Source organism: Lysobacter humi (ex Lee et al. 2017) (genome assembly GCF_054781815.1).
In genome coordinates, this window is the sequence record NZ_BAAGTR010000003.1 from 22,448 (window position 1) to 29,546 (window position 7,099).

General features: G+C 68.9%; 6 protein-coding genes. 3 read left to right on the plus strand and 3 right to left on the minus strand.

Annotation, left to right across the window (positions count from 1 at the left end; genetic code table 11):
* Positions 1-82: 82 nt before the first annotated feature.
* Both prpB and prpC read left to right on the plus strand, forming a co-directional pair.
* On the plus strand, positions 83-970 hold the full coding sequence (gene prpB, locus ACYVJJ_RS02860; protein ID WP_460830947.1) for a methylisocitrate lyase: 888 nt from the start codon (positions 83-85) through the stop codon (positions 968-970).
* An 82-nt stretch (positions 971-1,052) separates the two neighbouring features.
* A complete protein-coding gene (prpC, locus tag ACYVJJ_RS02865) occupies positions 1,053-2,198 on the plus strand; it encodes a bifunctional 2-methylcitrate synthase/citrate synthase (protein WP_460830949.1) in 1,146 nt (381 codons plus the stop codon).
* A 72-nt stretch (positions 2,199-2,270) separates the two neighbouring features.
* On the opposite strand, the gene ACYVJJ_RS02870 is transcribed toward prpC, so the two are convergent.
* The 3 genes from ACYVJJ_RS02870 to ACYVJJ_RS02880 form a co-directional block, all read right to left on the minus strand.
* A complete protein-coding gene (locus ACYVJJ_RS02870) occupies positions 2,271-2,882 on the minus strand; it encodes a glutathione S-transferase N-terminal domain-containing protein (RefSeq protein ID WP_460830950.1) in 612 nt (203 codons plus the stop codon).
* Between the two features lie 81 nt (positions 2,883-2,963).
* Complete coding sequence (locus tag ACYVJJ_RS02875; protein ID WP_460830951.1) at positions 2,964-3,422, minus strand: cell wall hydrolase; 459 nt, start codon at positions 3,420-3,422, stop codon at positions 2,964-2,966.
* A gap of 277 nt (positions 3,423-3,699) precedes the next feature.
* Positions 3,700-5,733, minus strand: coding sequence for an oxidoreductase (locus tag ACYVJJ_RS02880; RefSeq protein ID WP_460830953.1), 2,034 nt, complete (start codon positions 5,731-5,733; stop codon positions 3,700-3,702).
* A gap of 570 nt (positions 5,734-6,303) precedes the next feature.
* Between ACYVJJ_RS02880 and ACYVJJ_RS02885 the strand changes: the two genes are divergently transcribed.
* A partial coding sequence (locus tag ACYVJJ_RS02885; RefSeq protein ID WP_460830954.1) for an outer membrane beta-barrel protein occupies positions 6,304-7,099 on the plus strand: 796 nt, incomplete at its 3' end.

A 7,099-nucleotide genomic window follows, 5' to 3' on the forward strand; every position in this document is an offset into this window, starting at 1 on the left:
CGCCTTCGTTGCTCTGGAGGCCCACGGCGTGACGCGCCGTCATCGCCCGCGATAGACGTGGGCAGTATTCGATGAGGTCCACATGACGCACCAGTCCACCGGCGCGCGCTTCCGCGCCGCCGTCCAGGAAGAATCCCCGCTGCAGGTGATGGGCGCGATCACCGCCTACGCGGGCCTGATGGCCAAGCGCACCGGCTACAGGGCGCTGTACCTCTCCGGTGGCGGCGTGGCCGCCAACTCGCTCGGCATGCCGGATCTCGGCATTTCGACGATGGAGGATGTGCTCACCGATGCACGCCGCATCGTCGAGGCCACCCAGATGCCGCTGCTGGTCGACATCGACACCGGCTGGGGCGGGGCGTTCAACATCGCCCGCACGATCCGCTCGTTCGAGCGCGTCGGCGTGGCCGCCGTGCACATGGAGGACCAGGTCGGCCAGAAGCGCTGCGGCCACCGGCCGGGCAAGGAAGTGGTCTCGAAGTCGGAGATGGTCGATCGCGTGAAGGCTGCGGTCGACGGCCGCACCGACGCGGGCTTCGTGATCATGGCGCGCACCGATGCCGCCGCGGTCGAAGGCCTCGACGCCGCGATCGAGCGCGCGCAGGCGTACGTCGAGGCGGGCGCCGACATGATCTTCCCGGAGGCGATGACCTCGCTCGACGACTACCGCAGGTTCAAGGCCGCGGTGAAGGTGCCGATCCTCGCCAATCTCACGGAGTTCGGTTCCACGCCGTTCTTCACCACCGACGAGCTGCGCGAGGCCGGCGTCGACATCGCGCTCTACTGCTGCGGCGCCTACCGGGCGATGAACAAGGCCGCCTTGAATTTCTACGAGACCGTCCGCCGCGAGGGCACGCAGAAGGGCATCGTCGACCAGCTGCAGACGCGTGCAGAGCTCTACGACTTCCTCGGCTACCACGCCTACGAGGACACGCTCGACCGCTTGTTCGCAGCGACGAAGAGCGAATAATCACGACCCGACGGCGGGCGAGGGCGCCTGCCACCGAACCGACCGCCCGCGGCGTCGCCCGGGCACTGACGAGAAGAAGCGCATGAGCGAGCAAGTGCTCCCCAAGGTGAAGAAGTCCGTCGCACTCAGCGGCACCGCCGCCGGCAACACGGCCCTGTGCACCGTCGGCCGCAGCGGCAACGACCTGCACTACCGCGGCTACGACATCAAGGACCTCGCAACGCAGTCGACCTTCGAGGAGGTCGCGCACCTGCTCGTGCACGGGGCCCTGCCGACCTCGTCGCAGCTCAAGGCCTACCGCGCCAAGCTCAAGCGTCTCCGCGGCCTGCCGGCGCTGGTGCAGGAAGCGCTCGAGCTGATTCCCGCGAACGCGCACCCGATGGACGTGCTGCGCACCGGCTGCTCGGTGCTCGGCACGGTGCTGCCCGAGCGCGAGGGCCATCCGGCGTCCGAGGCCCGCGACATCGCCGACAAGCTCATCGCGAGCTTCGGCTCGATGCTGCTGTACTGGTGGCACTTCACCCGCAACGGCGACCGTATCGAGGTGCAGACCGACGATGATTCCGTCGCCGCGCACTTCCTGCACCTGCTGCATGGCGAGCGGCCGTCGTCGCTTCACACCGAGGCGCTCGACAAGTCGCTGATCCTGTACGCGGAGCACGAGTTCAATGCCTCGACGTTCACCGCGCGCGTGATCGCCGGCACCGGCTCGGACCTGCATTCGTGCATCACCGGCGCGATCGGCGCGCTGCGCGGCCCGAAGCACGGCGGCGCGAACGAAGTGGCGATGGACATCATCAGCCGCTACTCGACGGCCGACGAGGCGGAAGCCGACATCCGCGCACGCATGGAGCGCAAGGAGATCGTCATCGGCTTCGGCCACCCGGTCTACACCGTGGGCGATCCGCGCAATCCGATCATCAAGGAGCTCTCGCGCCGACTCTGCCACGAGGGCGGCAACCCGATGCTGTTCGACGTGTCCGAGCGCATCGAGAACCTGATGATGGACACCAAGAAGATGTTCCCGAACCTCGACTGGTACAGCGCGTCGGCCTACCACATGATGGGCATCCCGACGCCGATGTTCACGCCGCTGTTCGTGATCGCGCGCACCACGGGCTGGAGCGCGCATGTCATCGAGCAGCGCGAGGACGGCAAGATCATCCGCCCGAGCGCGAACTACACCGGGCCGGAAGACCGCGACTACGTGCCGATCGACCGGCGCTGATCGACTGCCCCGCGCAGACGACGAAGGCGGCCTCGGCCGCCTTCGTGCGTTTTACTGGAGCCATGTGCTGCGTCAGGCCAGCCCTTCCGTCGAGAGGGCCGCCCGGACATCGGGATCGGCGTCCATGCGCGCGCGGAAGGCTTCGAGCCCCTCGAAGCCCGCAAGGTCGACACCGGTGCGGGTTGCCCAGCGCAGCGTGATGTAGAGATAGGGATCGGCATAGCTGCGGAACCCCGCGAGCCAGTCGCCGCGGCGCAGCTGCGCATCTGCGCGCTCGAACATGCCGCGCAGACGCGCGCGTGCGGCGGCCTTGAGCGCCTCGTGCTGCCCTTCGTCGGCGAGAAAACGCGCAGGGCCGAACAGGGGATGGAAGGCCGGATGCAGGTCGGCATTGACGAAAGCGAGCCAGCGGTTGGCTTCAGCGCGCTGGCGGGCCGAGCCGTCGCCGGCGAGCCCTGATGCCGGCGCGAGGTCGGCTGCATAGCCCAGGATCGCCGCGTTCTGCGTCAGCACGAAGTCGCCGTCGACGAGCGCCGGCACCGCGCCCCCGGGATTGACCGCGAGGTACTCCGGGCCCTTCAGGGCCTCGCGAGTGAGGACGTGGACGTCGAACGGCAGCCCCGACCAGCGCAGGCTGATGTGGCAGGCGGTCGAACAGGCGCCGGGCATCGTGTAGAGCTTCATCGCGGTCTCCATCGTGGGACCCGCACTATCGATGACGTTCGACGCTGCGCTCAAGGCGCGCAGCGGAACGCAGCGGCCCGCTCAGACGCGGCGCGGCCGGAGCGACTGCACGCGATAGAACGTGTGGTCGCCGATGCGCGCGACCTGGTAGGAATTGCGCCAGCTCGGCGAGGCGATCGCATGCGCGGCGAAATGGCTCGCGCCGGGCACGATCTCCTCGCGCTCGCCGGTCGGCAGCGACCAGTTCTGCTCGGCCTCGAGCGCGATGGTCACGGACTGCGCCCAGGCCTCGGTATTCGACATCTGCGTGGTCGGCGCAACCAGTGTCGGCGCGAACTGCTTGCGCGCGGTGACCACGTCGCAGACGGTCTCGCCCCACAGGCCGCTGTCGCGCCGCCGCAGCGCGACCTCCGCCACAGCCTTCTGCCCGCGGACCGACTGGTCGCGTGCCTCGAGGTAGACGGTCGCGCTGAGACAGAGGGAATCGGCGGGCTCCGGAGGGAGCACCGTGGCCAGCCAGAGGACCCAAGCCAGTTTCATCGTCGTCGTACTCCTTGCTCCGTTGCGCCGGCGCGGGACGACGAACGCGCAAGGCGCGTCGTCGGCGGTTGCCGGCATGGCGTTACCGAAGGAGGGCGGCGGCCGCAGTCCATTGCGCGGCACGGTGGCCGCAACGGCTCGCATTGCCCGGGCACAAATCCCGCATTCGCGGGCCGTGCCGGTGCCACCGTGAAGGATCAGTCGGCGGCGAGGTCGGCGCGCACCGTATCGTCGCGTCTATAAACGTGATGTGAACACGGTCGTCGCTTGCCGGTGGTCACAGCACCGCGGCGAGCCGGCTGCCCTGGTCGATCGCGCGCTTGGCATCGAGTTCCGCGGCGAGTTCCGCGCCGCCGATCACGTGCACCTCGGCACCACGTGCGCGCAGCGGCGCCGCGAGCGGGTTGACCGAGACCTGACCGGCGCAGACGACGACATGGTCCACGGCCAGCACGCGCGGCCCGCCGTCGATCTCCACGTGCAGGCCTGCATCGTCGAAGCGGCGATACGAGACGCCGCCGAGCATCTGCACGCGCCGCGATTTCAGCGAGGCGCGATGGATCCAGCCCGTCGTTCGACCAAGGCGTGCACCCGGTCGACCTGCGGTGCGCTGCAGCAGCCAGATCTCGCGTGCCGGCGCAGGTGCGACCGGCGATACCAGCCCGCCGCGTGCATCGGTGTAGTGCACGTCGACGCCCCATTCGCGTCGCCAGGACGCGACGTCGAGCGACGGCGATGCGCCGTGCTCGGCAAGGAATTCCGCGACGTCGAAGCCGATGCCGCCCGCCCCGATGATCGCGACGCGTGCGCCGACCTGCACGCGGCCGGCGAGCACGTCGTCATAGCGCAGCACGCGTGGATCGTCGCTGCCGGGGAAGTCGACGCCGCGCGGCGCCACGCCGGTGGCCAGGACGACCGCGTCGAAGGGCTCGAGCGTTTCCGTCGTCGCAACGGTGCCGAGTCGCAGCTCGACACCATCGAGCTCGATGCGACGCTGGAAGTAGCGGATCGTCTCGGCGAATTCCTCCTTCCCGGGGATGCGTCGCGCGAGATCGAACTGTCCGCCGATGTGCGACGACTTCTCGAACAGCGTGACGCGATGGCCGCGCTGCGCGGCGACGGTCGCGCAGGCAAGTCCGGCGGGGCCCGAGCCGACGACCGCGATGCGGCGCGGCGTCGTAGCGGGCCGGTAGACGAGTTCGGTTTCGTGGCAGGCGCGCGGGTTGACCAGGCACGTGGCGCGGCGGTTCTCGAAGACGTGATCGAGGCAGGCTTGGTTGCAGGCGATGCAGGTGTTGATCTCGTCGACCCGCCCGCTGCGTGCCTTCGCGACCCACTTGGGATCGGCGAGCAGCGGGCGCGCCATCGACACCAGGTCGGCCGCGCCGCTCGCGAGCACGCGCTCGGCGACGTCGGGCATGTTGATTCGGTTCGTCGCGACGAGCGGGACGCGCACGTGCGGCTTGAGCCGCGCGGTGACGTCCGCGAAGGCCGCGCGCGGCACCGACGTCGCGATCGTCGGTACGCGCGCCTCGTGCCAGCCGATGCCGGTGTTGATGATCGTGGCGCCCGCGGCCTCCACGGCGCGGGCCTGCGCGACGACCTCGTCCCACGTCAGGCCTTCGTCCACCAGGTCGATCATCGACAGGCGGTAGATGAGGATGAAGTCCGGGCCGCAGGCCTCGCGGATCCGACGCACGATCTCGACCGCGAACCGCATGCGGCGCACCGCATCACCGCCCCAGACGTCCTCACGCCGGTTGGTGCGCGGCGCGGTGAACTGGTTGAGCAGGTAGCCCTCCGAGCCCATCACCTCGACGCCGTCGTAGCGGGCCTCGCGCGCGAGCACGGCACTGCGCACGAACGCGCGGATCTGGCGCTCCACCCCGCGTGCGCCGAGCGGCTTCGGGGTGAACGGATTGATCGGCGCCTTGATCGCACTGGGCGCGACCTGCAGCGGGTGGTAGGCGTAGCGGCCCGCGTGCAGGATCTGCAGGCAGATGCGCGCGTCGTGGCGATGCACCGCGGCGGTCACGCGCCGGTGCCGCGCCACCTGCAGGCGCGAGGCGAGGCTGCCGGAGAAAGGCTTGAGCCAGCCCCGCAGGTTCGGCGCGAATCCCCCGGTCACCATCAGGCCGACGCCACCCTCGGCACGTTCCTCGAAATACGCGGCCAGCTTGTCGAAGTCGCGCGCGCGATCCTCCAGGCCCGTGTGCATCGAGCCCATCAGGACGCGATTGCGCAACGTGCAGAAGCCGAGGTCGAGCGGGGCGAGAAGATGCGGAAACGCAGGCGGGGCCACGACCGTCATGCAGGGATACGCTGGCGTATGGAGTGCGCAAGATGCCCGGAAATCGCAGGTCCGGCAAGCGATGTCAGGTTGTCCGCCCGACTCGCGTACTGGCCCTGTGTGCAGCGTAATGCACCGACCCGTTCCGCCGCTCTGGCAGAATGGGCGGCTTTCCGCTGCATGGAGCTAGCGACGGGCCCGCAGGAGCGATATGCCACTGCCGACGCGCGCAACATTCCGCTTGTCGGCTCAGACCGATGCATCGCCCCGGTGCAGCAACCCTTTCGAAGACGCGCGAGCAGGCTGCTGCGTCACACCACCTTCCGCCCACGTATTCGCACATGGGCAGACCCTACGTTCGCCACGTTGCAGGCGTGTCCGCACATGACAACGCACATGCAACGTTGAACGGAGCTGTAGCAACAAAAGCGAGAACGGGAACTTCCGCGAATGTTACGTGCCAGTTAACAGCCCCTTCACGGAGCCGCGCCTAGGCTCCGCGCCGATGGCTTTGTTCAGGCAGCCGTCTCGAACGGTCGGAACACGCAATTGCGGATTCCTCATCCCCCGAACCCAAGGAGCAACAACTAGATGAACAAGAAACTCCTCTGCGCCGCCCTGCTGGGTGGCCTCGCGATCCTCCCGGTGGCTCAGGCCCAGGAATTCGATGACCGCTGGTACGTCACCGGCACCGTCGGCGGCAACCTGCAGGACGACGAGCGCGGCACCGAGAATGCGCCGTTCGGTGCGATCGGCTTCGGTCGCATGATCAACCCGAACTGGTCGTTCGACATCGAGGCGAACTACCAGAACCCGAAGCAGGAAGGCAACGAAGACCTGCTCTTCAGCCAGTACGGCATCTCGTTCGACGTGCGTCGCCACTTCGTCACCGAAGGCCGTTCGTGGAACCCGTACGTGGTGATGGGCCTCGGCGCGCAGCGCGTGGAAGAGGAGTTCGACCCGTCCAACCCGCTCATCCCGGCCCGCTTCACGCGCAACGGCGCGCCGAGCGAGCGTGAGAGCACGAACCTCGCCGCCAAGCTGGGCCTCGGCCTCCAGGGCGACGTCGGCCGCGTCAAGCTGCGCACCGAGCTGGCCTACCGCGCCGACCTCGACAATGACAGCGTCGCCGCCTACCTCAACGACGAAGTGCCGCGTGACGACGGCGAGGACTGGTTCGGCGACGTGCTGGCCTCGGTCGGCGTCGTGATCCCGCTCGGTCCGGAGCCGACCGCCCCGGTCGCCCCGGCCCCGGTCGCGCCGAACTGCGCCGACAAGGACGACGACGGTGACGGCGTCAACAACTGCGACGACAAGTGCCCGGGTTCGCAGGCGGGCCAGGCGATCGGTCCGGACGGCTGCCCGGTGCCGGTGACGATCGACCTGC

Bases quoted from the DNA above. Each gene is read 5' to 3' on its own strand.
- prpC (WP_460830949.1), top strand. From the start codon at position 1,053: ATGAGCGAGCAAGTGCTCCCCAAGGTGAAGAAGTCCGTCGCACTCAGC.
- ACYVJJ_RS02875 (WP_460830951.1), bottom strand. From the start codon at position 3,422: ATGAAACTGGCTTGGGTCCTCTGGCTGGCCACGGTGCTCCCTCCGGAG.
- ACYVJJ_RS02880 (WP_460830953.1), bottom strand. From the start codon at position 5,733: ATGACGGTCGTGGCCCCGCCTGCGTTTCCGCATCTTCTCGCCCCGCTC.
- ACYVJJ_RS02870 (WP_460830950.1), bottom strand. From the start codon at position 2,882: ATGAAGCTCTACACGATGCCCGGCGCCTGTTCGACCGCCTGCCACATC.
- prpB (WP_460830947.1), top strand. From the start codon at position 83: ATGACGCACCAGTCCACCGGCGCGCGCTTCCGCGCCGCCGTCCAGGAA.